The sequence below is a fragment of the Pantoea sp. Morm genome, assembly GCF_016643525.1.
Classification (GTDB): Bacteria; Pseudomonadota; Gammaproteobacteria; order Enterobacterales; family Enterobacteriaceae; genus Pantoea; species Pantoea dispersa.
The window spans coordinates 23,248-47,566 of the sequence record NZ_VOQX01000038.1 but is presented as its reverse complement, the minus strand read 5'-3'; the positions used below and the strand labels follow the sequence as shown (position 1 = coordinate 47,566).

The window sequence follows — 24,319 nt, the reverse complement described above, 5'->3', positions numbered from 1 at the left end:
GTTCGCTGATTGGCGCGTTGGCCTCGGCCAATCCGGCAGCCTTCCACGCCAAAGATGGTAGCGGCTACCAGTTCCTGGTGGAGATGCTGACCGATCTCAACCGCCGCAACCCGCAGGTGGCAGCGCGCATGATTGAGCCGCTGATTCGTCTGAAGCGTTATGATGCCGACCGTCAGGCGCTGATGCGTAAGGCGCTGGAGACGCTGAAAGGGCTGGAGAATCTGTCCGGCGATCTGTACGAGAAGATCACCAAAGCGCTGAACGCATAATCACTCAGGTCGCCATAAATGGCGACCCTGTACGACTCGCGTAGTAGTCCCCAGGTCGCCATAAATGGCGACCCTACACGGATTTCGCACGGTACGTGTTTCATTACCATTAATGGCAACGATGCACGATCCCGTAGGGTGCGCATTTATGCGCACCTGTTCCTTCAGCGCTGCTGCGCGAACTGCAGGGGCTGCTCTGAGGTTCCCCGCTTCATCACCCGATCCAGCACCTCGGCCTCCAGCTCGGCAAGGCGCGCCGATCCTTTGCGGCGCGGACGCGGTAAATCTACCGCCAAATCCAGCCCGATCTGACCCTCTTCAATCAGCAATACGCGATCGGCCATCGCCACCGCTTCGCTGACATCGTGCGTCACCAGCAACACGGTAAAATTATGCTGCTGCCAGAGCGACTCAATCAGGCCCTGCATTTCAATGCGCGTCAGCGCATCAAGTGCGCCGAGTGGTTCATCGAGCAGCAGCAGGCCGGGACGATGAATCAGCGCCCGCGCCAGTGCCACCCGCTGTTTCTGTCCGCCGGAAAGCGCTGCCGGCCACTCATGTGCACGATCGGCCAGACCGACCGCCGCCAGCGCTTCCAGCGCGGCGCTGCGCCACTCGCGGCCTTTCAGACCGAGGCCAACGTTATCAATCACTTTCTTCCACGGCAGCAGACGCGCATCCTGAAACATCAGGCGGGTATCTTCGCGCGCCTCGGCCAGCGGCGCGTTGCCCGCCAGCAGTTCACCGTGCGTGGTGGATTCCAGCCCGGCCAGCAGGCGCAGCAGGGTACTTTTACCGCAGCCGCTGCGGCCGACCACCGCGACAAACTGGCCGGCCGGAATATGTAAATCGATATGATTCAGGATGGTGCGATTGCCATACTGCTTGGTGACGCCATTGACGCCCACCGGGGTACCGCGGTTCAGGCGCGCCGGGCTTAGCGTTGCGTTGCTCATGCGTTCTCCTCCTTCAATTGGTAAGCCGGATGCCAGCGCAGCCAGACGCGCTCCAGCAGCTGTGCCGTCACGTCGGCCAGTTTGCCCAGCAGGGCATAGAGAATGATGGCGACCACCACCACATCGGTTTGCAGAAACTCACGGGCGTTCATTGCCAGATAGCCAATACCGGAGTTGGCCGAGATGGTTTCGGCCACGATCAGCGTCAGCCACATCAGACCGAGGGCAAAGCGCACGCCAACCATGATTGACGGCAGCGCGCCCGGCAAAATCACCTGAATAAACAGGCTCCAGCCGGAGAGACCATAGCTGCGCGCCATCTCCACCAGGCCGCGGTCAATATTCCGTATGCCGTGATAGGTATTGAGGTAGATAGGGAACAGCGTGCCGAGCGCCACAAGAAAAATTTTGGCTGACTCGTCGATGCCGAACCACAGAATCACCAGCGGGATCAGCGCCAGGTGCGGCACGTTACGCAGCATCTGCACCGAGGTATCCAGCAACCGTTCGCCGGTGCGCGACGTGCCGGTAATCAGCCCGAGAATCAGGCCAATCGAACCGCCAATGGCAAAGCCGATTGCCGCTCGCCAGCCGCTGATGGCGAGGTGTTGCCACAACTCACCGCTGGCCGCGAGATGCCAGAAGGTGATGACAATATTCTCCGGCGAGGGCAGGATGCGCGTCGACAGCCAGCCAGCCTGTGAGGCAATCTGCCACACCACCACCAGCAGCACCGGCAGCGCCCACGGCAGCAGGGCATTGCTCAGCTGTTTATTGACCTTTGCCATATGCGACTCCTTAACTCTGCGCGACTTTTTGCGGGGTGAAATCATTGGCGACCGCTTCACCGTGCGCCTGCACTACGCGGGGTTGCGGGATTTCCGGCACGGCCAGGTCGAGATGCGGGAACAGCAGCTCGCCCACGCGATAGGCCTCTTCCAGATGCGGATAGCCAGACAGAATGAAGGTCTCGATGCCGAGATCCTGATACTCCTGCATACGCGCCGCGACCGTCGGACCGTCGCCCACTAGTGCAGTCCCGGCACCGCCGCGTACCAGACCGACGCCAGCCCACAGGTTCGGGCTGATCTCCAGCCGATCGCGGCGTCCGCCGTGCAGCGCGGCCATGCGCTGCTGACCGACTGAATCGGTGCGGGCAAAAGCCGCCTGCGCTTTAGCAATGGTGGCATCGTCAAGATGGGCAATGAGCCGTTCTGCCGCCTGCCATGCTTCCTCATTGGTTTCACGCACAATCACGTGCAGACGAATGCCGAAGCGCACCGTGCGCCCCTGCGCCGCCGCTTTGGCGCGCACCTGTTCAATCTTCTCTTTGACCAGCGCCGGCGGTTCGCCCCAGGTCAGATAGACATCCACCTGCTCCGCGGCCAAATCCTGCGCGGCATCCGATGAGCCACCAAACCACAGCGGTGGACGTGGCTGCTGCACCGCTTTAAACATCAATCGTGCACCGCGCACTTTGACGTACTTGCCTTCGTAATCGACCGTTTCGCCTTCACTCACCCGGCGCCAGACGCGGGTAAACTCCGCAGATTCGGCATAACGCTCGCGGTGATCGAGGAAAACGCCGTCGCCCGCCAGCTCTTCCGGGTCGCCGCCGGTGACGAGATTAAACAGTGCGCGACCGTTGGAGAGACGATCGAGCGTGGCGGCCTGCCGTGCGGCCTGCGTCGGAGAAATCACTCCCGGGCGCAGCGCCACCAGAAAACGCAGGCGCTGCGTCACCGGAATCAGGGAGGCGGCCACCAGCCACGCATCTTCACACGACCGGCCGGTGGGGATCAGCACGCCACCAAAACCGAGGCGATCGGCGGCCTGCGCCACCTGTTGCAGATAACCGTGGTCCACCGGGCGCGCACCTTCGGCGGTACCGAGGTAGTGGCCGTCGCCGTGGGTGGGAAGAAACCAGAATACGGATACGCTCATGATAAATTTCCTTATGGCCGGGCCGGCTGTGGCTGCCAGATGCGATCGGCAATGGTGACTTTGACCGGCATTAAATGGTTGGCATAAAACAGATCGGCAGTTTGCTGTTGGGCCTGCGCCGTGTGGGCGCTGACCGGCGTAATAGTGGTCGGCGGACGATGGTCAAGGTAGCTGGCGATCACCGGCTTCGGCAGGCCCATCGCCTGTGCCAGCAGATCGATACTTTGCTGGCGCTGGCTACGCGTCAGCGCGTCGGCTTCGCTAAAGGTGTGCAGCACCTGCTGCACGAAGTCACCGTGCTCGGTAGCAAAGCTGCGCGTGGCGAGGTAGAACGAACCGGTCTGGTTCAGCTTACTGCCGTCCACCAGCACACGGACGTTGCCCTGCAGCAGCGCAGCGGAATAGTAGGGATCCCAGATCGCCCAGGCGTCAACATCACCCTGCTGAAACGCGGCGCGCGCATCGGCTGGCGTCAGATAAGTCGGCTGAATATCGTTAAAGCTCAGCCCGGCCTGTTCCAGCGCGCGCAGCAGCAGATTGTGCGAACTGGAGCCTTTCTGGAACGCCACTTTATGGCCTTTCAGTTGCGCCACGCTGTGGATGGGACTGTCCTTCGGCACCAGAATCACCTCGGCCTGCGGCTTCGGTGGCTCCGAGCCGACATACAGCAAATCCGCCCCGGCGGCCTGAGCAAACAGCGGCGGGATGTCGCCGGTGCTGCCCAGGTCAATGCTGCCCACGTTCAGTGCCTCAAGCATTTGCGGACCGGCCGGAAACTCGATCCACTGAATGTTGGTGGCCGGGAAGCGCTGCTCCAGCAGCCGATGCGATTTGGCCAGCACCATGCTGACCGATCCTTTCTGATAGCCGATACGGAATTGTGCTGGCGCTTCGGCAGCCTGAGCCGCGAGGGTCAGGGCAAACAGCGCGGTAACGGTTGGCAGCAGCCAGCGGGTTAACATCCTTTTCATCGCGGTTCCTTTATACAGCCTGAGCATAGGGTTGATGACGACGGTGCAGCGCCTGCCAGAAGGTTTCCAGCGCCTCATCAATGCGCTCGCTCAGCAGCGCATCCAGCTCAGGCTGGCGGTCGTAATGGGTGATTTGCGTATCACTGGCGAACACGCCGTGCAGAACTTCCTGCGCTTTCAGCGCGTTCAGCACCGGTTTCAGCGCGTAGTCAACGGCCAGCATGTGCGCCACGCTGCCGCCGCTTGCCAGCGGCAGCACCACTTTATGTTCCAGCGCGCGCTCTGGCAGCAGGTCGAGCAGGGTTTTCAGCGCGCCAGAGAAAGAGGCTTTATAAATCGGTGTGGCGACGATCAGCCCCTCTGCGAGCGCTAAATCCGCTTTCAGCGCGGCCAGTGCCGGTGAGTCGAAGCGCGCATACAGCAAATCTTCCGGCTGAAAGTTGTGAATGTTCCACGGAATCACCTCAACGCCACGCGCTTCCAGCGCCCGCTGACACACACTCAGCAGCGCCGTAGAACGTGAAGGAAAACGCGGACTCCCCGCCAGCGTAATAACCCGCATGGTCACTCCTTATAACTGAAAGTTATTGATTAGCAATTATTGAGAACTGATGCGTTCAATCCTGACAGAGCAGGCGGCGAGGCGTAAATGATTTATCCGGCAATGGATAGCCGTCAGGCGGGAATAGCGCGCTCTTATAAAAGAAGGGAAAAGCGCCTCTAAGGTTAATCTGAATTGCACCCGCCGGTTGCCGGGTTTTCATTAGCGGCTTCCGTCACGGGCAAGGTGAGAATGATTAAAAGCGCTGTTGCCTGGTTAAATCAGAGGTGTAACCGTCGACACATATCGCCGGGCGCGCCATTGTCGTCAGGCTTAAGAAGAAATAGATGAGGTAATTTAAGCTGTAGCGAAGAAATGGCGGCCTAAGTTAAAAATTATTACCAGGATTTTTCTCACCTGCTGTTTTCGCTGCTCCATTTTAAGTTGGCCTTAAATTGAAGAGGAATTGTGTCAAAACGTAGCCTTTTATTAAAATTGAGCCATGTCTCAACGTTTCCTGTTACGAGTATTGCTAATTTTCTCTGCGCTTAAGTGGGGCTTTCTTTAGTGACGCTTAACAATAAAAGGCAAATAAACAGCCAGTCTGGCAAGGGCCAATTGTCATGCCGTCGGCGGGCTGTTTATAATTGATTGAGTTTTCTTACGCTAAAAAAAAGTCACTGCCTTATTTGCGCCTTAATTGGGCGGATTTTTGTCTGGCCATTATTCAGTATTATTTTTAGGGAGAGGAATATGGGAAGGTCTGCTCTGTTAGTGCATCCGGCTGAGCCGGTTGCCGATCAGCCTGCGCGCGTCGCGGCTGATAACGTTAATCCGCTGTTGTGTTATCTCCTGCAGCCGGATGCCGCGCACAGCCAGTTTAACGCTGTGCCGCAGCCAGCGGCGGAGAGCGTCAGCGACGACGCGTTCTTACTGTTTGCCGCCGACGGCTTTGCACCCTCTGCTGCACTGTTGCAGGAATTGGCAACGCTCAGCCATCAGCGCCCGGAGCTCAACTGCATGCTGCTTTCACTGGCACCGCGCGCACTGAGCAGCGGCCTGCAGTCGTCGCTGCAGCTGTTCCAGCAGCTGCAGGCGCAGCGCCTGTGGCAGCAGAATAACTATGCGGTTATCCTGCGCGCCGCGCTGGTGAAAAATGCCGCTCCGCTGGTACGCATTCAGGATGTGATGCTGGCTGGCCTGTTAAATACGCAAACGGTATGGCTGCTGGATGCCCGCGCAGAGCATGAGGTCACCACGGTTAATCCGCCGCCCAGCTATCAGCAATTTATGACGGAGTATGAAAAGGTCACCCGTTTGTCACACTTTATTCCGGAGCGAAACCGCTATCGCCAGAGTTATTTACGCAGCGGGTTATTACAGCTGGTACAGCAGGAATTAAACGCTGAAACACAGTTCTCTAATAATGTGCGGCACGCGGTGCGCTACTTTGCCGATCAGTTTTCACCGCAGAGCACAATGGAAAAACTGTTACTGAAACAGCCCGACCTCTATTTCTCACTGATGAAAATGAGAAAAAGCCGCTGAGATAGCGCCAGCGTTAATTTTAAGAATTACTCCCGTGGGCGCTGAGGTATTTTTGTGTCACGCTGTTAACACTGAGAAAAATACCCAGACGCCAGAGTTTTTATGTCTATCAAACGTAACGCGATTGCCAACTATGTTGGCCAGATCTATCTGACGCTGTCAGGTATTTTAGTAGTTCCCCTGTATATTCAGCATTTAGGTATGGAAGCTTACGGTCTCGTGGGCTTCTTTTCTATATTGCTGACCTGGCTGCAGCTGCTCGACGCGGGCGTTTCCACCACGCTGATGCGCGAGGCGGCACGCTACCGGGCAAATCAGGCAGAATTTGTCTGGTTTCCGGCGCTGTTTGCCACGCTGACCCGCTTCTTCCTTTTCTCCACCCTGGTGCTGGTGGTGCTCGGCTGGCTGGCGACGCCATGGATTGCCACGCACTGGCTGGATGCGCAGCACTTACCCGCCAGCGATGTGGTGGTGGCCGTGGCGATCATGGTGATCACCGCCGCGATTCGCTGGCGTACCAGCCCGTATCGCAGCGTGATTGTCGGTTTTGAGCATCAGGTCTGGCTCAACGGCGTGAACCTGATCATTACCACGCTGCGGACTTTTGGCGCGGTACTGGTGATCCAGCTGTTCCCGAATCCGCTGCTGACCTTCTTTATCTGGCAATTGCTGGTCTCGATTGCCGAAGCCGCCTGCTGTATCTGGAAATCCTGTCAGCTGGTGCCCCGCGCAGCGCGCAAAGAGAAGCGCGACGATCTGAAAGGCGTGCTCAAACCCTTTATCCGCTTTGCGCTGAGCGCCGCCTTCTCCAGTGCCGTGTGGACCTTTATTTCGCAGATTGACCGGCTGGTGCTGTCAAAAACCCTGCCACTGAGTGAATACGGCTCGTTCACCGTGGTCGCCACGGCCGCGACCGGTATCCTGCTGCTGAGCAGTCCGATTATGCAGGCGATTGTGCCGCGCATGACCGGCATGAAAACCCGTCAGCAGGGCGATGCCGAATCGCTGAAGCTCTACCGCTATACCACCCAGGCGGTAGCAATTTTTATGGCCCCGCTCAGCATCACCATTGCCTGCTATGCCGGACCGCTGCTGTGGGCGTGGACGCAGAAACCGCAAATTGTCGAAGAGATGGCGTTTGTGCTTAGCCTGTATGCGCTCGGCAGCGGCATCCAGGCGATCTGCGGCCTGCTGTATCACCTGCAATACGTCAACGGCAATTTGAAACTGCACATGCAGGGATTCACCTGTTTTGCCGTCGTGCTGGTGCCGCTCAACATCTGGTGTGCCGTCCATTACGGGGCGCTGGGCACCGGCTGGCTGTGGCTGGGGCAAAACATCTTCTATTTAGTTGGCTGGGCGTGGCTGGTGCATCGCCGCTTTGCGCCGGGCATCCATTTCAGCTGGCTGACGCGCGACGTAGCGCTGATTTGGGCGGTGTCGGCGCTGATTGCCTGGCTCAGCACGCTGCTGCCGATTGAGTGGAACCAGAATCGCTGGATCAACCTGCTGTGGCTGGGGCTGATCGGGGCCTTTAACCTTGGCGTGTGCTGTCTGTTACACAGCCTGGTGCTAAAACGCCTGCGCGCGCCGCTTGTTAACGCAGAGGAAAGAGGATGAGCATGACATCACGCCGCACGCCGACGGTTTCGGTAATTATCCCTAACTGGAACTGCGCGCCCTGGCTGCCGGAAACCCTGGGGTCGCTGTTACGTCAGTCATCGCCGCCGGAAGAGATCATCATTATTGATGATGGCTCGAGCGATGACAGCGTGGCCTGGCTGACGGCGTTTGCTGCGCAGCATCCGCAGGTGACGCTGCTGAGTGGCGGACGCGGCGGCGTCAGTGCCGCGCGCATGAAGGGGCTGGCCGCAGCCAGCGGCGATTTCGTCTATTTTATGGATGCCGACGACTTCGTCTCGACTGAACTGTTCGCCGATTTCCGCCGCGTGCAGGCCCGTCACCCGGAGATTGATCTGTTCTGCTTTGGCGCGAAAATGTTTTTCGACCTGCCAGCGCCGCAGCGCCATTATCAGACCATCCATCAGCGCCACGTCAGCGGCCTGCTGCCGGGCGGCAGCGCCACGCTGCGCACGCTGATTCAGCATCAGTCGGCGCATCGGGTGATCTGGAGCAGCATCATTTCGCGTCGCCTGATTGACCAGCTCGATCTGCAGTTTCTGCCGATCCAGAACCATGAAGACGCGCCTTTTATGTTCGCCCTCTACCTGCAGGCGCGGGCGCTGTACTGCACCAGCCAGAGCTACTACTACAAACGCTTTATGCTGAGTTCACTGTCGCAGAGCACGCGCGACTTCTCATGGGTGAAAAATTACTTTATCGCCCGCGCCGGCAGTGAGCAGTTCCTGCAGCAGCAGCAACTGCCGCATGATGAGGCGCTGCTGGACGATTATTACCAGACGGTGATGCACGGCTGCCTGACGCAAATCCGCAAAAATCACATGACGGTGCCCGCTGAATGGCAGCCGCAGGTGAATCAGCTGGTGCGTAAAGTGTTACAGCACAACGCGCGTCTGAAACTGCTGTGGTATTGCCCGGCGATTTACAGCGGCTTACAGGCCTGCCGCGATCGTCTGGGACGCTATTCCGCCCGACGCTGATACCGATCAAATTGTTGCATCCCAGAGTAATTTACTTTTGCGCCAGAGCACCTTACCATTCTGGCGCACAAATTCCCGTGCACCCGACTTTCACGAAGCTTCCGCCATTCAGGAGAGTGCATGCTATATCCTATCGTCCGGCCGGCGCTGTTTAAGCTCGATCCAGAGCGCGCGCACGAACTCACCTTTCAACAGTTACGCTTCATCAGCGGCACGCCGCTGGAAGGGCTGATTCGTCAGTCGCTGCCGTCACGCCCGGTGACCTGTATGGGGCTGACCTTTCCGAACGCGCTGGGTCTGGCTGCGGGTCTGGATAAGAACGCGGAGTGCATTGATGCCTTTGGCGCCATGGGCTTTGGCTTTGTTGAAGTGGGCACGGTGACGCCACGCGCACAGCCGGGCAATGACAAACCCCGCATGTTCCGGCTGGTGGCGGCGGAGGGTATCATTAACCGCATGGGGTTTAATAATCTCGGCGTTGATCACCTGGTAGAGAATGTGAAAAAGGCGCGCTTTAAAGGCGTGCTCGGCATCAATATTGGTAAAAATAAAGACACGCCGGTAGAGCAGGGCAAAGACGATTATCTCACCTGCATGGAAAAGGTGTATGCGCACGCCGGTTATATTGCCATCAATATTTCCTCACCGAATACCCCCGGATTACGTTCGCTGCAATATGGCGAAGCGCTGGACGATCTGCTGTCGGCGATTAAATTAAAACAGCGGGCGCTGCAGGAAAGCCATCTGAAATATGTGCCGGTGGCGGTGAAGATCGCGCCGGATCTTTCTGAAGAAGAATTGATCCAGGTTGCCGACAGTTTAGTGCGCCACGAAATAGACGGCGTGATCGCCACCAATACCACGCTCGATCGTTCGCTGGTGAGCGGGCTGAAATATGCCGACGAAGCGGGGGGATTAAGTGGCCGTCCGGTACAGTCGCGCAGTACCGAGGTGATTCGCCGTCTGGCGCAGGAGCTGCAGGGACGTCTGCCTATTATTGGCGTCGGTGGCATTGATTCGCTGGTCGCGGCACGGGAAAAAATGGCGGCTGGCGCAACGCTGGTGCAGATATACTCCGGCTTTATTTATAAAGGTCCAGGTTTAATTAAAGATATCGTGACCCATCTCTAAGACATTTCTCACTTTCCCTGGCCGGGGGGTTTATTTCTCCCTCCGGCTCGTTTATATTTTGTCCTGTTCGTACAATTTTCAGCTTTTTCCTTAAAGCAATATTTTAAATTTCAGCGCCGTTTAGCGCAGCGTAAATCCACAGGGCACCCCATGAAAATCAAACCCGATGACAACTGGCGTTGGTATTTTGACGCAGAGCATGACCGGATGATGCTGGATCTGGCCGATGGAATGTTATTTCGCTCGCGCTTCTCGCGCAAAATGCTGACGCCCGATGCCTTTAATGACAGCGGTTTTTGCGTTGATGACGCTGCGCTTTATTTTACTTTTGAAGAGCGCTGTCGCCAGAGCGGTTTAAAAAGCGATCAGCGCGCCGAGCTGGTGCTGAATGCGCTGGTGGCCAGCCGTTTCCTTAAGCCGCTGATGCCGAAAAGCTGGCACTTCACCAGCCATGCGCACAGCTGGCAGCCCGTCGCGGGCGATATGGTGGCGGTAACGCTGGCCGACAGCGGCGAACAGGCACAGCTGCTGGTGGTCGAGAGCGGCGAGAATGCCGCGCTCTGTCTGCTGGCGCAGAGTGCGCTGACGGTGGCGGGCAAAGGGATGCAGCTCGGCGATGCCATCAAGATCATGAACGATCGCCTGCAGCCACAGTTGCAGGAGAGCAGCGCGCCCTTCGCCCGCGCGGTGTAGCACTTACGCCAGTTCGATATCTCCGTCCGGAATACAGCTGCAGCTGAGAATGGTGCCGTCGCCGCGCACCGCGCTCTGCTTCAGCGCCTTCACATCACCCGACACCAGCGTCATTTTGCAGCTGCCGCAGATTCCGGCCCGACACGAATAGGGAATGCGAAAGCCCTGCATCTCCAGCTGTTCCAGTAATACCTGCTGATTATCGCCGGCAAACTGCTGACCCTGATAGCCAATGGTCACGGCGGCCGGCGCGCTGCTGGCCGCCTGCAGCGTTTCCACCACCTCACCGGCACCGTAAGCGCGCGGCGTCTGCCGTTCCAGCACTTCAACCGTATCGCCGACGCGCACGATACCGCTGTTAAGCGCAATCAGATTCAGGCCGAAATCGATATCACCGCTGCCGTCCTGGGCGCTGCGGAAACGCTGCAGCGTGGCAAGCGGTTCGCCCTGCGGATGTTTGCGGCCGCTTTCGATGCCGATGGTGGTAAACACGCAGCGGCTGCACGGCTTCGGCATCTCGAAGGTGATCTCGCCGATCTTAATACGTTTCCAGCTGTCCTCGTCCCAGGCGCTGGCGCCGCTGACGATCAGATTGGGGCGGAACTGCTCCAGCCGCACGCTGGCCGGACAGCGCTGCTGCAGATCCTGCAGCGACGCCATGTTGACCAGCAGGTAAGGGAAACCGTCAGCGAACCCCAGCGGGACCTGGTCGAAGCGTTTTACCCGGCGTGACGGCTCAGGGCCAACCCAGCGCAGTTGCACCGGGCGCGGGAAAAAGCCGCTCAGCCACTGGTTGATGGTGTCAGGCGCAATGCGCGCAGTGAACTGGTTGCCCCACACTTCCGTCGGTGCCGGCTGGGTGCTGAAATCGCTGAAGCGGATCAGCGCCTGGCTGCCGTCCGGCGCGGTGATGAATAGCCCGTCGGGCAGCAGGGCGGGCGTGAAACGCACCATCTCCGGAAACTGGCGGGCGGTAATAAAGGTCCCGTCCGCTTCGGTCACCATAAAGATGCGATCGAAGGCCAGACCGCTTTCCAGCACCTGCGCGTGTGACAGCTGCAAACCACGCATCGATTTAACCGGGTGAATATACAGGCGAGACAGGGTAATCATCACAACTCCGTACAGACAAAAAGAAGCTAACTTTATGACATAGGACGCTGATTCGCTATAATGCGCAACAATTTTAGCAAGAGTAAAAGTGACGATATGAATTCTCTGTTTGCCAGTACGGCGCGTGGGCTCGAAGAGCTGTTGAAAACTGAGCTGGACGCGCTGGGTGCGCAGGATTTGCAGGTGGTGCAGGGCGGCGTCCACTTCCGAGCCGACGACCGCGTAATGTACCAAAGCCTGCTGTGGAGCCGTCTGGCTTCACGTATTTTGCTGCCGCTGGGAGAATTCGGCGTCTGGAGCGATCTCGATCTCTACGTCGGCGCGCAAAGCATCCCGTGGAGCGAGCTGTTTGACAGCAACACCACGTTCGCCATCCACTTCAGCGGCACCAATGAGGTGATTCGCAACAGTCAGTTTGGTGCGCTGCGCATCAAAGATGCGATTGTCGATAGCTTCACCCGGCTGAATCTGGAGCGTCCGAGTGTCGATCGCGAGCAGCCGGGCATCCGCATTAACGCGTGGCTGAACAAAGATCGCGTTAGCATCGCGCTGGATCTGAGCGGCACCGCACTGCATCAGCGCGGCTATCGCCAGCAAACCGGCCAGGCACCGCTGAAAGAGAACCTGGCGGCGGCGATTGTGATGCGCTCCGGCTGGCAGAACGGCACGCCGCTGGTCGATCCGATGTGCGGCTCCGGTACGCTGCTGATTGAAGCGGCGCTGATCGCCTGCGATCGCGCGCCGGGCCTGCTGCGTTCGCACTGGGGCTTCAGCCGCTGGAAACGCCACAACAGCGCGCTGTGGCAGGAGGTGCGCAGCGACGCGCTGCAGCGTGCGCGCGCCGGCACGGCCGCCACCACGTCACGCTTCTTTGGCTATGATAATGATGGTCGCGTGCTGGAGTGGGCACGTGCCAACGCGCGCCGCGCCGGCGTGTTCGATCTGTTCACCTTTGCGCAGCAGGATGTGCTGCAGCTGAAAAATCCGCTGGCGGGCGAAGCGATGCGCGGTACGGTGCTGAGTAACCCGCCGTACGGTGAGCGTCTGGAGAGCGAGCCGGCGCTGATTGCGCTGCACAGCCAGCTGGGCCGCATCATGAAACAGCAGTTTGGCGGCTGGAATTTGTCGCTGTTCAGCGCCTCACCCGAGCTGCTCAGCTGCCTGCAGCTGCGCGCCGATCGCCAGTTTAAAGCGAAAAACGGTCCGCTGGAGTGCGTACAGAAGAACTACCAGCTGGCGGCGAACAGCGCCGAAGGCGGCGCACAGATTGCCGAAGACTTTGCTAACCGCCTGCGTAAGAACAGCAAAAAACTGGACAAGTGGGCGCGCCAGTCGAATATTGACTGCTACCGTCTGTATGACGCCGATCTGCCGGAGTATAACGTGGCGGTCGATCGCTACGCCGACTGGGTAGTGATTCAGGAGTACGCGCCGCCGAAAACCGTGGATGCGACCAAAGCGCGTCAGCGCCTGTTTGACGTGATCGGTGCCACGCTGAGCGTGCTGGAGATACCGGCCAATCGCCTGGTGCTGAAAACCCGCGAACGGCAGAAGGGCAAAAACCAGTACCAGAAGCTGAGCGAGAAGGGCGAATTCTTTGAAGTGCAGGAGTTTAACGCGCGGCTGCTGGTGAACCTGACGGATTATCTCGATACCGGCCTGTTCCTCGACCACCGTATCGCGCGCCAGATGCTGGGCCAGATGAGCCAGGGGAAAGATTTCCTTAACCTGTTCTCCTATACCGGTAGCGCCAGCGTGCACGCCGGGCTGGGCGGCTCCAAATCCACCACCACGGTTGATATGTCGCGCACCTATCTGGAGTGGGCCGAACGTAACCTGCGCCTGAACGGATTAACCGGGCGCCAGCATCGCCTGATGCAGGCGGACTGCCTGAGCTGGCTGCGCGAAAGCGATGAGCAGTTCGATCTGATCTTTATCGATCCGCCGACCTTCTCCAACTCCAAACGCATGGAAGATGACTTCGATGTGCAGCGCGACCACCTGATGCTGCTGCAGAACCTGAAGCGCATGCTGCGCCGCGGCGGCACCATTATGTTCTCCAATAACAAGCGCGGCTTCAAAATGGATCTGGACGGCTTGCAGCGTCTGGGTCTGCAGGCGCAGGAAATTACGCAAAAAACGCTGTCGCAGGACTTTGCGCGCAACCGTCAAATTCACAACTGCTGGCTGGTAAGCCACGCCGGTAAGGAATAAGTTTTATGTCACTGATCAGTATCCATGGCGCTTACCTGTCGTTCAGCGATGCGCCGCTGTTGGATAACACCGAACTGCATATCGAAGAGGGCGAGCGCGTCTGTCTGGTTGGGCGCAACGGCGCCGGTAAATCGACGCTGATGAAAATCATCAACGGCGAACAGCCGCTGGATGACGGCCGCATTATTTATGAGCAGGATTTGGTGGTTGCGCGGCTGCAACAGGATCCGCCACGCAATATCACCGGTTCGGTGTATGACTTCGTTGCTGAAGGCGTGGCCGAACAGGCTGAGCACCTCAAGGCCTACCACGCCATATCGCACCTGGTGATGGAAGATCCGAGCGAGAAAAACCTCAACGAAATGGGACGACTGCAGACGATTCTCGACCATCACAACCTGTGGCAGCTCGACAGCCGCATCAACGATGTGCTGCAGCAAATCGGGCTGCAGCCGGACACCGAGCTGTCGTCACTCTCCGGTGGCTGGCTGCGTAAAGCCGCGCTGGGCCGAGCGCTGGTCAGTAACCCGCGCGTGCTGATGCTCGACGAACCGACTAACCACCTCGATATTGAAACCATCGACTGGCTGGAAAGCTTCCTGAAAACCTTCAACGGCAGCATCGTGTTTATTTCGCACGACCGCTCGTTTATCCGCAATATGGCGACGCGCATCGTCGACCTCGATCGCGGCAAACTGGTGTCGTGGCCGGGCGATTACGATCAGTTCCTGCTGGGCAAAGAGGAAGCGCTGCGCGTTGAAGAGATGCAAAACGCCGAATTCGACCGCAAGCTGGCGCAGGAAGAAGTGTGGATTCGCCAGGGCATCAAAGCGCGTCGCACCCGTAACGAAGGCCGCGTGCGCGCGCTGAAAGCGCTGCGTCGTGAACGCTCCGAACGGCGTGACGTGATGGGCAAAGCCAATATGCAGGTCGGTGAAGCGGCGCGTTCCGGCAAAATCGTCTTTGAGCTGGAAAACGTGGATTACGGCGTTGACGGCAAAACGCTGGTGAAGGATTTCTCCACCCAGGTGCAGCGCGGCGACAAAATCGCCCTGATTGGCCCGAACGGCTGCGGTAAAACCACGCTGCTGCGCCTGATGCTCGGCCAGCTGAAGGCGGGTGCCGGTCGCGTGCACTGCGGCACCAAACTGGAAATCGCCTACTTCGATCAGCACCGCGCGGAGCTCGATCCGGATAAAACCGTGATGGATAACCTGGCGGAAGGCAAACAGGAAGTGATGGTCAACGGCAAGCCGCGCCACGTGCTCGGCTATCTGCAGGACTTCCTATTCCACCCGAAACGCGCCATGACGCCGGTGCGTGCGCTGTCCGGCGGCGAGCGTAACCGCCTGCTGCTGGCGCGTCTGTTCCTCAAGCCCAGTAACCTGCTGATCCTTGACGAACCGACCAACGACCTTGACGTCGAAACGCTCGAGCTGCTGGAAGAGCTGGTGGATGGCTACCAGGGCACCGTGCTGCTGGTGAGCCACGATCGTCAGTTTGTGGATAACACCGTGACCGAATGCTGGATCTTTGAAGGCAACGGCGAGATCGGTACCTTCGTCGGTGGCTACCATGATGCGCAGCAGCAGCGCGCTGCCTACAAACAGACCAAAGCCGCACCGGTCAAAAGCGCAGCGGCTAAACCGGCAGAAAAAGCCGATGCCCCCAAACGCAGCGCAGGCAAGCTAAGCTATAACCTGACGCGTGAACTGGAACAGCTGCCGCAAAAGCTGGAGCAGCTGGAGACGCGTATCGGTGAGCTGCAGGCGCAGATGAGTCATCCGGACTTCTTCAGCCAGCCGCACGACAAAACGCAGCCGGTGCTGGATGCGCTGGCGCAGGCGGAGCAGGAGCTGGAAACCACCTTTGAACGGTGGGAAGAGCTGGAAGCGCTGAAAAACGGCGCATAACGCAGAGGGAGTCAGCATGTGTGCCACGCATCAGACGCAGCACTGGATGCTCTGTCCGCAGTGTGATTTAACCGTAAAACTGCCCGCCGTACCGGTGGGCAGCCGTGCGCGCTGTCCGCGCTGTCACACCACGCTGGTGGCTAACTGGCACGAACCGCGTAAACGTCCTACCGGCTATGCGCTGGCGGCGCTGTTTATGCTGCTGCTGGCCAATCTGTTTCCGTTTATCAGCATGCATGTGGCCGGTCTCAGCAGCCAGATCTCGCTGATGGCCATTCCGCAGGTGATGGATCGCGAGGATTATCGCAGCCTCGCCACGCTGTTCCTGCTGTTTGTGCAGGGCATTCCGGCTTTCTGCATGATCGCCATTCTGCTGCTGGTGAATCCGGTGCGCCTGCCGCACAGCCTGCGACTCGGGCTGGCACGTATTCTGTTTCAATTGCGCAGCTGGGGTATGGCGGAAATTTTCATGGCCGGCGTGCTGGTCAGCTTCGTCAAACTGATGGCGTACGGTGAAATTGGCCTTGGCAGCAGCTTCTGGCCGTGGTGCCTGTTTTGTCTGCTGCAGTTGCGTGCGTTTCAGTGCGTCGATCGCCGCTGGGTCTGGCAGCGCATCGATCCGCTGCCGCCGCTGGCGCAAACGCCGCAGGCGGGCATCAGCGGACTAAAGCAGGGGTTGCGCAGCTGTCCGTGCTGCACCGCGATTCTGCCGGCCGCGCAGAGAACCTGTCCGCGCTGCGGCGTGAGCGCTGCGCCGCGCAGGCAGCACAGCCTGCAGTGGACGCTGGCGCTGCTGATCACCTCGGTGATGCTGTATATCCCGTCGAATATTATGCCGATCATGGTGACCGAAACGCTCGGCTCGCAGTATCCGTCCAACATTATGGCCGGCGTCATTTTGCTGTGGAGCGATGGCTCCTGGCCGGTCGCGCTGGTGATTTTTATCGCCAGTATTATGGTGCCTTCGCTGAAGATGGTGGCGATTGGCTGGCTGTGCTGGCACGCCAGCGGCCGCGGCCGGCGCGACAGCGAGAAGATGCACCTGATTTATGAGGTGGTGGAGTTTGTTGGCCGCTGGTCAATGATTGATGTGTTTGTGATCGCTGTGCTTTCTGCGCTGGTGCGCATGGGCCAGCTGATGAGTGTTTACCCTGCGCCAGGCGCGCTATTGTTTGCGCTGGTGGTGATCCTGACTATGTTCGCTGCCATGACGTTTGATCCGCGCCTGATTTGGGATCGCCTACAGGAAACTGAACGTAAGGAGCCGCGTCTTGACGGACAACCAACACGGCATTGCTAACGTCGACCAGATTAAACGCTGGTCGCCGGTGTGGATCGTACCTATCGTCACGCTGTTAATCGGCGGATGGATTCTGTTTTATCACTTCAGCCATCAGGGACCGCAGGTCACGCTGATCACCGAAAACGCCGAAGGCATTGTGGCCGGTAAAACCACTATTAAAAGCCGCAGCGTCGACGTGGGCACCGTCGAAAGCGCGGTGCTGACGGACGATCTGCACCATGTGGAGATCACCGCGCGCCTGAATGCCGGCATGGAAAAACTGCTGCATAAAGACAGCGTGTTTTGGGTGGTGAAGCCGCAGATTGGCCGGGAAGGGGTGACGGGCCTCGGTACGCTGCTCTCCGGCGCCTACATTGAACTGCAGCCCGGCGCCAAAGGGGATAAGCCAGAGCACTATCAGCTGCTCGATGCGCCGCCGCTGGCCCCGCCGGATGCCAAAGGTATTCGCGTCATCCTCGACAGCAAAAAAGCCGGCCAGCTTAATCCGGGCGATCCGGTGCTGTTCCGCGGCTATCGCGTCGGTACGGTGGAAACAAGCACCTTTGATACCGACAAGCGCATGATGACCTATCAGCTGTTCATCGCCGCGCCTTACGATCGCCTGATTACCACCAATGTGCGCTTCTGGAAAGACAGCGGCATTGCGGTGGATATGTCCGCTTCCGGCATGCGCGTCGAAATGGGCTCGCTGACGACCCTGTTTAGCGGTGGTGTGAGCTTTGACGTGCCGGACGGCTGGGAACTCGGCGAGCTGGCCAAAAATCAGGACGACTACCATCTGTATGACGACCAGCGCAGCATTCAGGATTCGCTGTACACCAAACACACTGATTTCCTGATGTTCTTCAGCGACTCGATTCGTGGTCTGCAGGTCGGCGCTCCGGTAGAGTTCCGCGGCATTCGTCTTGGTACCGTGGCTCAGGTGCCTTACATGATCCCGGGCGTGAATCAGGCGCTGAACACTGATTACCGCGTGCCGGTGCTGATCCGCATCGAGCCGGACCGCTTTATCAGCCGTCTGGGTGGTGACTTCAATCTTGAACAGCATCTGCAGGATGGTAAGAAACGCGGCCTGCGCGCCACGCTGAAAACCGGCAACCTGCTGTCCGGTGCGCTGTTTGTCGATCTCGACTTCTATGACAATGCACCGGCTTACAAAGGACCGAACGAAGTGGCGGGGCTGGAAGTGATTCCGACCGTGAGCGGCGGCCTGAGCCAGATTCAGCAGAAACTGATGGCGGCGCTGGATAAGATCAACGCGCTGCCGCTCAACCCGATGATCAACCAGGCCACCGGCACGCTGAAAGAGAGCCAGCGCACCCTGCAGCAGCTGCAGAAAACGCTGGATAACCTCAATCAGATCACCGCCAACCCGGCGATGAAAACGCTGCCGGCCGATATGCAGCAAACCCTGCGCGAGCTTAATCGCAGCATGAAGGGGCTGCAGCCGGGATCGCCAGCCTATAACAAACTGGTGGGCGACATGCAGCGCCTTGACCAGGTGCTGCGCGAATTGCAGCCGGTGCTGAAAACGCTCAACAGCAAGAGCAACGCGCTGGTATTTGAAGCCAAACCGGGTCAGGATCCGCAGCCAAAGAGGGCGAAACAGTGAATAAAGGGCTGATTATCGGTGCTGTGCTGCTGCTGGCGGGCTGCAGCAGCACCATCGACACCACTTATTACCAGCTGCCTGCGGGCAGCAATATGGCGCGCGTCAGCAGTGACGCCTCCGCCAGCCAGCCGATGATTTGGGTTGAACAGGTGAGCGTGCCGGATTATCTCGCCGGCAACGGGTTGGTTTATCAAACCAGCGACGTGAAGTACGTGATTGCCGCCAATAATCTGTGGGCCAGTCCGCTCGACCAGCAGCTGCAGCAGACACTGGTGAGTAACCTCGGCCAGGCGTTGCCCGGCCGGCTGGTGGCCAGTCAGCCGCTGGGTGACACGCACGATACGCTCAGCGTGCACGTCACCGGCTTCCATGGCCGCTATGACGGCAAGGTGGTCGTAAGCGGTGAATGGCTGTTACAACATCAAGGCCGGCTTATCAAACATGGCTTTAATCTGACGCTGCCGCAGACCGAAGATGGCTACGATGCGCTGGTGCGCACGCTGGCGCTCGGCTGGCAGCAAACGGCACAGCAAATCGCTAACAGCGTGGTGACGCTAAATTAGGATTTGTTCGATGCTTATGCTAAGTCCCTGATTTGCCGTTATGTGACGGCGCGCAAATCAGGGACTTTTTTATTGCGGAATCAGCCAGATATGGCGGTAGCACTGAGGGATTTGTGTCGATTTCACGGCAAATTGATGACATTGGCGTGAATTTTGCGCATTGACCTTTCACCCACCACAGGTTAGAACATTACTGTGGTTGAACATTAATTCACCACTCTTTCTTTCCACCAGATTCCACCAGACCTGAAATGAGGGAAACGAGGTATGAAGAGACAGAAGAGAGACCGCCTGGAACGAGCACATTCACGAGGCTATCAGGCAGGCATTACCGGCCGCTCAAAAGAGATATGCCCTTATCAAATGATCGATGCCCGGTCTCACTGGTTGGGAGGTTGGCGACAAGCCATGGAGGACAGGTCGGCGGTGGCTTAGGCACCGTCGGATGTCTGTAAACAGGAAAAAAACCTCCGCTGCGTGCGGAGGTTTTTGTTGGCGGGTCAGAACGCTGAAGTGTCTTTAAACAGGCCCACTTTCAGGTCAGTCGCGGTGTAAATCAGGTTACCGTCGACGAACACTTCGCCATCGGCCACGCCCATCACCAGCTTGCGGTTGATGACGCGTTTGAAGTGAATTTTGTAAGTAACCAGCTTCGCCGTCGGCAGAACCTGGCCGGTGAATTTCACTTCACCCACACCCAGCGCACGGCCTTTACCTTCCGCACCCAGCCAGCCGAGATAGAAGCCAACCAGCTGCCACATAGCATCCAGACCCAGACAGCCTGGCATCACCGGATCGCCTTTAAAGTGACAATCAAAGAACCACAGGTCAGGGCGGATATCCAGTTCGGCTTCCACATAACCTTTATCAAATTTGCCGCCGTCTTCGGTCATTTTGACCACGCGGTCCATCATCAACATGTTGTCAGACGGAAGCGGTGGGCCATTCTCGCCAAACAGTTCGCCGCGACCAGAGGCAATCAGGTCTTCTTTGCTATAGGATTCGCGTTTATCTACCATGTTCTCAATATGCCTTCTTTTAGTGAAGCCCGAATATTAGCGAACAGTTGTACGCTGGGCAATGTAATCAGCTGTGGTTGAACCAGTTGAGCCAGCGTAATGGCCAGGGCCGCGGTCGGTTTTCCTGCTGATTGAGCTGAGTAATGCGCTCCTGAATGGTGCTCAGCAGCGAGTCGCCGCTTTCGCTCTGCCAGGCAATACCGGTTAACAGCGGCAGCGCTTCGTCAACGCGCTCAATCGCCCAGATATGGAACTGGCCCTGCTGCACCGCTTCTACCACGTCGTCGCTGAGGCTGAGATGGCGCACGTTGCTGGCAGGCAGAATCACGCCCTGTTTGCCGGTCAGCTCACGCGACTGGCAGATGTGGAAGAAGCCTTCGATTTTCTCATTCAGACCACCCACCGGCTGCACATTACCAAACTGGTCCACCGAACCGGTAACGGCAATCTGCTGGTTCAGCGGCTGGTTTGCCAGCGCGCTGATCAGCACGCACAGCTCGGCCAGCGAGGCGCTGTCACCGTCGACTTCGGAGTAAGACTGCTCAAACACCAGCGATGCCGAGAAGGGCAGCTGCTGTTCCAGCTCCAGCTCGGAAATCAGATATGCCTGCATGATCATCATGCCTTTGGCGTGGATGTTGCCGCCAAGCTCCGCTTTGCGCTCCACGTCGGTAAACTCGCCATCGCCCGGGTGCACAACACAGGTAATGCGTGATGGCTCGCCCCACGGACGTGGATGACCAGGGAATTCAATCACCGACAGGCCGTTGATCTGACCAACTACTTCGCCTTCCGTTTCGATCATGATCTGATTTAACAGGATCTCATCGCGCATCCGGTCGGCAAGGAAACTCTCGCGCCACTGGCGTGCTTCCAGCGCCTCTTTCAGCGCCTCACCATTCAGTGTCTCACCGTGCAGCGCGGCTTCCTGCAGCTGACGGCGCAGCCAGCGCGGGCACAGCGGCAGCGTGTCCTGATCGCCGGTCAGACGCACCGCTTCCTGGATCAGCAGCGGCCAGAAATCAGCTTCGGGTGGCGTCAGACCGGCCAGCTCCGCCTGACATAGCGTCCAGCGGCACCAGTTGGCCATATCCTCCTCATCAACCAGCTGGAGATTCTCTTCGAACTCGCTGTAAAGCGCCATTTCGTGCACTTCAACGTCCAGTTCCTGGAAGCTGGCCAGCGCCTCGCGATCGCCGCATAAAATCAGACGCAGCTGCAGCGGCAGCGGGGGAATGGTGACCGGCAACGGGCGGCGCTCGTCCGGTGAATACCAGTCAAAGCGGCCCAGCTCAATCACTTTGCGCAGGCGCAACCACAGCAGCGGCTGCGCCAGCAGGGTATTGATCGACAGAATCAGCGTGCCACCGTTAGCCTGATGCAGCAGACCGGGCTCCAGCTGTACGCGATCTTTATACTGACGCACGCAGCCAAACAGCTGCTCGGACTCAATCCAGTCGGCGTAATGCACGCCGCCGGTGCTGGTGAAGGGACGGCTGGCATCGACAGGCGGTTGCAGGCTGACGTTGTCGCCCATCACATGGTAATCACCGCCGTACAGCGCGTCCTCGTCAGGCTGAAAGCGCTGCGCCGCCTCGGCAATCCACGCCAGATAATCACTGTTTTCCTGGCTGCGTAATAGCAGCAGCGGAAAGCCCAGCGTTTGATGATGTAAATGCGCCAGCGCATTCAGCAGACGCGGCTGAACCGCGGCAAGCGTATCGCTATCTTCCAGAGAGACGGTTGAGAAAAGTGATTGGTAGCGTGAGCTATCCGGCTGCAGGGCTTGCCACGTAAGTTGAGTGCTGGTCAAAATATTCGCATTAGTCTGGTTCAGGAAAAGCGCGATTATACAGGATTCAACCCGGTTAAGCACGGCGCACTTCCGGCCTGAACTGTGATGGCCGCAACATGTTTTTCCTTGCTGCATCCGGGAAAAAAGCTGTTATTCTTAGTTTGTTACGTGATCACGATGAGATTCCGATGAAATACCAGCAACTCGAAAATCTTGAAAGTGGATGGAAGTGGAAATACCTGGTGAAAAAGCATCGGGAAGGTGAGCTGATCACCCGGCATATTGAGCTGAGCGCTGCGCAGGCGGCGGTAGAGACGTTGCTGGCGATGGAGAATAACCCGGTTGAGGTCGGTGACTGGATCGCAAAGCATATCCATCCGGAGCTGGAAAACCGTCTGAAGCAGACCATACGCGCGCGGCGCAAACGCCATTTCAACGCAGAGCATCAGCACACGCGGAAAAAATCGATCGATCTGGAGTATCTGGTGTGGCAGCGTCTGGCCGGTCTGGCGCAGCGTCGTAACAGCACCCTGTCAGAGACCATTGTTCAGCTAATCGAAGATGCAGAACGCAAAGAGAAGTATGCCAGTCAGATGTCGACGCTGAAGCAGGATCTGCAGGCGATTCTGGGTAAAGGCGGCGCGGATAACGAATAGCAAAAAATTGCGTGTGATAAAAAGCCAAAAAAAACCCCGCCGAAGCGGGGTTTTTTATTGCGCGATAACTTAAGCCTGTGGCTGAGTTACAACGTCTTTGATACCTTTCACGTCGATTTCTACGCGACGGTCTGGCGCCAGGCAGTCGATCAGGGCATTGCGGCCTTTCACGCTGTCACAGGTGTTGCCAGTAACTGGGTTAGATTCACCCATGCCACGTGCAGAGATCTTGTTAGCCGGGATACCTTTAGATACCAGGTAGTCGACAACAGACTGAGCACGTTTCTCAGACAGTTTCTGGTTGTACTGGTCTGAACCGATGCGGTCGGTGAAGCCCAGAACCACAACAGAACCGTCTTTCGGATCCATTGAGCTCAGCTGGCTGTACAGCTGATCCAGAGCCTGCTGGCCTTCTGGCTTCAGGGTAGATTTGTTGAAGGTGAACAGCACGTCAGACTTCAGAGTGAAACGCTTGGTTTCAACAACCGGAGCCGGAGCTGGCGCTGGAGCAACAACTGGAGCTGCAGCTTCGTCCTGACCGAAACGGTAAGAGACGCCGACGCTCAGCATGCTGTTGTCTGGACGCGCACCAACGGTACCTGCGTCACCGATGTTGTTAACCCACTGGTAGTCCAGGCGAGTCGCCCAGTTTTTGGTCAGTGCGTATTCAACACCAACAGCAGCCAGCGGAGAAACGCCGGTGTCGTGGTTGCTGATGCGGCCGTTGTCTGGGTTGGTCTGAGTTGAATCAGCACGCCATACCATGCCGCCCAGACGGGTGTACACGTCCAGATCGTCAGCAATTGGGTAGCTCAGTTTAGCTGCCAGCTGAACGCCCTGTGCTTTGAATGCGCCATTGGTCACGTTGCCTTTGTTCGGCATACGACCCAGCCAGTCGTAGCCCAGCTCGAAGCCCAGGTATGGGTTAGCCTGGTAGCCCAGGAAAGCACCTGCGCCCAGCTGAGATTCGTGAGTTGGACCGTCGTTGTTTTCGTAACCGTTACCGTAGTAACCAGTATCGTGATACTGAGACCAGCCCAGTTTAGCACCGGTGTACCAGGTGTCATCTTTAGGAGCGGCCTGCGCTACGGTAGCGAAGCCAGCCAGTGCCACTGCAATTGCGATAGCTGTCTTTTTCATTTTGCGCCTCGTTATCATCCAAATAGGCAATGAGCAAAAAGGTTGCTCTTGGTTGTAATCCTTCGCCGGGTCTAAACGCTCGCTTATGACTCTACCGAAAAAACGGAGGTTATTGAGCACCCTGGCGAGGTAAAGTCTACAACGAGATTGGAAACTTACAAGTATGATGTGACGTCAGCGGATAAAAAAACAGGGATTTATACACACATTTTAACAAATGACATGGCAAAATTTTCGCTACCAGAAAAGAAAAATGCGGCTAAGCCATTGTCATAGCTGGCGGGAAAAGAATCAGTGGCTTAGCCGCAACTTTGTGA

Annotated in this window: 22 protein-coding genes; 13 read left to right on the top strand and 9 right to left on the bottom strand. The window is 57.9% G+C overall.

Annotated features, from left to right (window positions below; all coding sequences use genetic code 11):
• The coding region (locus FT726_RS14715; protein ID WP_346302968.1) for an aminopeptidase N C-terminal domain-containing protein at nt 1-269 on the top strand (269 nt) is incomplete at its 5' end.
• 164 nt (nt 270-433) lie between these two features.
• Here FT726_RS14715 and ssuB read toward each other — a convergent pair.
• The 5 genes from ssuB to ssuE are packed head-to-tail and all read right to left on the bottom strand — an operon-like array spanning nt 434 to nt 4,702.
• Nucleotides 434-1,225, bottom strand: coding sequence for an aliphatic sulfonates ABC transporter ATP-binding protein (gene ssuB / locus FT726_RS14710; RefSeq protein ID WP_021508325.1), 792 nt, complete (start codon nt 1,223-1,225; stop codon nt 434-436).
• The gene (gene ssuC, locus FT726_RS14705; RefSeq protein WP_125308465.1) at nt 1,222-2,013 is read right to left on the bottom strand and encodes an aliphatic sulfonate ABC transporter permease SsuC; all 792 of its coding nucleotides are present in this window, start codon (nt 2,011-2,013) and stop codon (nt 1,222-1,224) included. Before ssuC ends, ssuB begins: the two co-directional genes overlap by 4 nt.
• A gap of 10 nt (nt 2,014-2,023) precedes the next feature.
• Entirely contained in the window at nt 2,024-3,169 is a 1,146-nt protein-coding gene (gene ssuD / locus FT726_RS14700; protein WP_150058379.1) for an FMNH2-dependent alkanesulfonate monooxygenase, read from the bottom strand.
• Nucleotides 3,170-3,180: 11 nt separating this feature from the next.
• On the bottom strand, nt 3,181-4,140 hold the full coding sequence (locus FT726_RS14695) for a sulfonate ABC transporter substrate-binding protein (RefSeq protein ID WP_072209001.1): 960 nt from the start codon (nt 4,138-4,140) through the stop codon (nt 3,181-3,183).
• A 10-nt stretch (nt 4,141-4,150) separates the two neighbouring features.
• Entirely contained in the window at nt 4,151-4,702 is a 552-nt protein-coding gene (gene ssuE, locus FT726_RS14690; protein ID WP_104092779.1) for an NADPH-dependent FMN reductase, read from the bottom strand.
• Nucleotides 4,703-5,434: 732 nt separating this feature from the next.
• Between ssuE and FT726_RS14685 the strand changes: the two genes are divergently transcribed.
• The 5 genes from FT726_RS14685 (at nt 5,435) to FT726_RS14665 (ending at nt 10,674) form a co-directional block, all read left to right on the top strand.
• A complete protein-coding gene (locus FT726_RS14685) occupies nt 5,435-6,229 on the top strand; it encodes a hypothetical protein (RefSeq protein WP_282996587.1) in 795 nt (264 codons plus the stop codon).
• A 102-nt stretch (nt 6,230-6,331) separates the two neighbouring features.
• Nucleotides 6,332-7,849, top strand: coding sequence for a lipopolysaccharide biosynthesis protein (locus tag FT726_RS14680; protein WP_021508319.1), 1,518 nt, complete (start codon nt 6,332-6,334; stop codon nt 7,847-7,849).
• A complete protein-coding gene (locus FT726_RS14675) occupies nt 7,846-8,850 on the top strand; it encodes a glycosyltransferase family A protein (protein WP_058780800.1) in 1,005 nt (334 codons plus the stop codon). Before FT726_RS14680 ends, FT726_RS14675 begins: the two co-directional genes overlap by 4 nt.
• 120 nt (nt 8,851-8,970) lie before the next feature.
• Complete coding sequence (pyrD, locus tag FT726_RS14670) at nt 8,971-9,981, top strand: quinone-dependent dihydroorotate dehydrogenase (RefSeq protein WP_021508317.1); 1,011 nt, start codon at nt 8,971-8,973, stop codon at nt 9,979-9,981.
• Between the two features lie 150 nt (nt 9,982-10,131).
• Complete coding sequence (locus tag FT726_RS14665) at nt 10,132-10,674, top strand: cell division protein ZapC (RefSeq protein WP_058759732.1); 543 nt, start codon at nt 10,132-10,134, stop codon at nt 10,672-10,674.
• 3 nt (nt 10,675-10,677) lie between these two features.
• Here the strand turns inward: FT726_RS14665 and FT726_RS14660 are convergent, their stop codons facing one another.
• The gene (locus FT726_RS14660) at nt 10,678-11,787 is read right to left on the bottom strand and encodes a YcbX family protein (protein WP_346302967.1); all 1,110 of its coding nucleotides are present in this window, start codon (nt 11,785-11,787) and stop codon (nt 10,678-10,680) included.
• 96 nt (nt 11,788-11,883) lie between these two features.
• On the opposite strand from FT726_RS14660, the gene rlmKL reads away from it, so the two are divergent.
• From rlmKL to rmf, 6 genes are all read left to right on the top strand, one after another.
• Complete coding sequence (rlmKL, locus tag FT726_RS14655; RefSeq protein WP_346302966.1) at nt 11,884-14,001, top strand: bifunctional 23S rRNA (guanine(2069)-N(7))-methyltransferase RlmK/23S rRNA (guanine(2445)-N(2))-methyltransferase RlmL; 2,118 nt, start codon at nt 11,884-11,886, stop codon at nt 13,999-14,001.
• 5 nt (nt 14,002-14,006) lie between these two features.
• Nucleotides 14,007-15,914: an ABC transporter ATP-binding protein gene (locus FT726_RS14650; protein WP_346302965.1), complete on the top strand. Its 1,908-nt coding sequence runs from the start codon at nt 14,007-14,009 to the stop codon at nt 15,912-15,914.
• Nucleotides 15,915-15,930: 16 nt separating this feature from the next.
• Nucleotides 15,931-17,214 (top strand): membrane integrity-associated transporter subunit PqiA, encoded by a 1,284-nt coding sequence (gene pqiA, locus FT726_RS14645; protein ID WP_150058373.1) that lies wholly within the window; start codon nt 15,931-15,933, stop codon nt 17,212-17,214.
• Nucleotides 17,186-18,829, top strand: a complete 1,644-nt coding sequence (gene pqiB / locus FT726_RS14640; RefSeq protein WP_021508311.1) for an intermembrane transport protein PqiB — start codon at nt 17,186-17,188, stop codon at nt 18,827-18,829. Before pqiA ends, pqiB begins: the two co-directional genes overlap by 29 nt.
• A complete protein-coding gene (gene pqiC, locus FT726_RS14635) occupies nt 18,826-19,392 on the top strand; it encodes a membrane integrity-associated transporter subunit PqiC (protein ID WP_288422702.1) in 567 nt (188 codons plus the stop codon). The genes pqiB and pqiC overlap by 4 nt, the downstream gene beginning before the upstream one ends.
• Nucleotides 19,393-19,659: 267 nt before the next feature.
• Nucleotides 19,660-19,827 (top strand): ribosome modulation factor, encoded by a 168-nt coding sequence (gene rmf, locus FT726_RS14630; protein ID WP_013508548.1) that lies wholly within the window; start codon nt 19,660-19,662, stop codon nt 19,825-19,827.
• Nucleotides 19,828-19,892: 65 nt separating this feature from the next.
• Here rmf and fabA read toward each other — a convergent pair whose 3' ends face one another.
• Together fabA and FT726_RS14620 are read right to left on the bottom strand one after the other, a co-directional pair.
• Nucleotides 19,893-20,411, bottom strand: a complete 519-nt coding sequence (fabA, locus tag FT726_RS14625) for a bifunctional 3-hydroxydecanoyl-ACP dehydratase/trans-2-decenoyl-ACP isomerase (RefSeq protein WP_010616565.1) — start codon at nt 20,409-20,411, stop codon at nt 19,893-19,895.
• 67 nt (nt 20,412-20,478) lie between these two features.
• Nucleotides 20,479-22,341, bottom strand: coding sequence for a Lon protease family protein (locus tag FT726_RS14620; protein ID WP_136545690.1), 1,863 nt, complete (start codon nt 22,339-22,341; stop codon nt 20,479-20,481).
• A 53-nt stretch (nt 22,342-22,394) separates the two neighbouring features.
• Here FT726_RS14620 and matP point away from each other — a divergent pair, with 53 nt between their 5' ends.
• Complete coding sequence (matP, locus tag FT726_RS14615; protein ID WP_021508308.1) at nt 22,395-22,862, top strand: macrodomain Ter protein MatP; 468 nt, start codon at nt 22,395-22,397, stop codon at nt 22,860-22,862.
• Nucleotides 22,863-22,931: 69 nt separating this feature from the next.
• Here the strand turns inward: matP and ompA are convergent, their stop codons facing one another.
• On the bottom strand, nt 22,932-24,002 hold the full coding sequence (gene ompA, locus FT726_RS14610; protein WP_058759727.1) for a porin OmpA: 1,071 nt from the start codon (nt 24,000-24,002) through the stop codon (nt 22,932-22,934).
• Nucleotides 24,003-24,319: the final 317 nt, after the last annotated feature.